Annotated in this window: 1 protein-coding gene; it reads right to left on the bottom strand. The window is 67.2% G+C overall.

The window, feature by feature from the left end; genetic code table 11:
* Positions 1-2: 2 nt before the first annotated feature.
* A partial coding sequence (locus tag AB4Z46_RS35530; protein ID WP_442288239.1) for a phospholipase D-like domain-containing protein occupies positions 3-311 on the bottom strand: 309 nt, incomplete at its 5' end.

The raw sequence follows: 311 nt of genomic DNA, 5'->3' as shown, positions 1-311 counted from the left end.
GCTCAGCCCTTCGCCTTGTGCTTGTCCGGCTTGTCCTTGTGCGCCTCGTTGCTGCCGTCGAGCACCAGCTGATGCGGATCGAGCTGGCGCTTCTGCAGGTCGCGCAGCAGGCCCGCATCGCTCAGGTCGATCTTGTGCGAGGACTCCCAGTCGCGTTGCGCTGTTTCCTCCAGCCGCTGCACCGTGCCCGGGTGGTCGGTCTCGATCGCCAGTTCGCGCCGGCCGTCGAAGCTGCCCGGCGCCAGGTTGATCGAGCCGACGATCGCGCGCTCGCCATCGGCCAGCATCATCTTGGCGTGCAGCTTCAGGTG

This window comes from Variovorax sp. M-6, from assembly GCF_052114385.1.
Classification (GTDB): Bacteria; Pseudomonadota; Gammaproteobacteria; order Burkholderiales; family Burkholderiaceae_C; genus Variovorax.
Note: the sequence above shows the minus strand (reverse complement) of the source record. Positions and strands in the feature narration are given on the sequence as shown.